The 933-nt window shown below is 71.3% G+C and carries 2 protein-coding genes; both read right to left on the reverse strand.

Going from position 1 to position 933, the window contains the following annotated elements; translation table 11 throughout:
* A partial coding sequence (locus tag J0A65_RS24220) for a hypothetical protein (RefSeq protein WP_206596818.1) occupies nt 1-395 on the reverse strand: 395 nt, incomplete at its 3' end.
* Between the two features lie 99 nt (nt 396-494).
* The coding region (locus J0A65_RS24225; protein WP_206596819.1) for a TIGR02444 family protein at nt 495-933 on the reverse strand (439 nt) is incomplete at its 5' end.

Genomic DNA, 933 nt, shown 5'->3' on the forward strand with positions numbered 1-933 from the left:
AAGAAGGCTCCGGCCAAAGCGGCTGCCGCCAAACCGGTGAGCAAGCCCGTTGCCAAGCCTGCGGCAGCCAGCAAGCCGGCAGCGAAACCGGCAGCGGCCAGCAAGCCAGCGGCCAAGCCCGCCGCTCGCAAGCCTGCGGCAGCCAAGCCGGCAGCGCCGAAAGCGGCTGCCAAGCCCGCTGCAACCAAGCCCGCCGCCAAACCGGCTGCCAAGCCGGTCGCAGCCAAGGCCCCGGCCAAGCCTGCCGCGGCCAGCAAACCGGCGGCAGCCAAACCAGCAGCCAAGCCCGCCGCAGCGAAACCGGCCGCCAAGCCAGCAGCGAAGCCCGTCAGCAAGCCTGCGGTCGCGAAGAAGCCGGCTGCTGCCAAGGCGCCCGTGAAGAAGGCTCCGGCCAAGCCGGCCGCCGCCAAGCCCGCAGCGCCGGCGGCACCCGTCGCGCCCGCCGCTCCAGCGGCGAGCACTGGGGCCAGCGCCGCAGAGTCGCCGAGCGCGTCCTAAGGCTGAGCCATGGCGCCGCGCAGCACATGCAGCGCGGCGCTGTCCTGCCTTCCCAGGTGCGTCAGCCAGTCATGGTCGCCGGCTTCGCTCGGCCAGGGCTCGGCAAGTGCCTGCAAGCGCTCGAGCAGCACGCGCTCGCTGTGCAATTCCAGTTGCTTGATCTGTTCGCGCAAGCTCGCCAGCGCTGCATCCTGGCTGGCGGCGCCGCGCCAGTCGCGGCGTAGCTGGCGCAAGGGCGAGACCACGTCGCGTTGCCAGGGCACCGCCACGTCCCGCAGGGCGCGCAGGCGTTCATCCAGACAGCGCACGCCACGGCGTTGCAGCCAGGCACCAGTCAGGAGCAGGCAGACATCGCAGCCTGCCTCCTGCAACTCCAGGCAGGCGTGTTCCACGCCGGGTCTGGCGTAGAGTTCAAGCGCGAAATTCCACAGATCC

The sequence above is a fragment of the Bowmanella yangjiangensis genome (assembly GCF_017255015.1).
GTDB lineage: Bacteria > Pseudomonadota > Gammaproteobacteria > Enterobacterales > Alteromonadaceae > Bowmanella > Bowmanella yangjiangensis.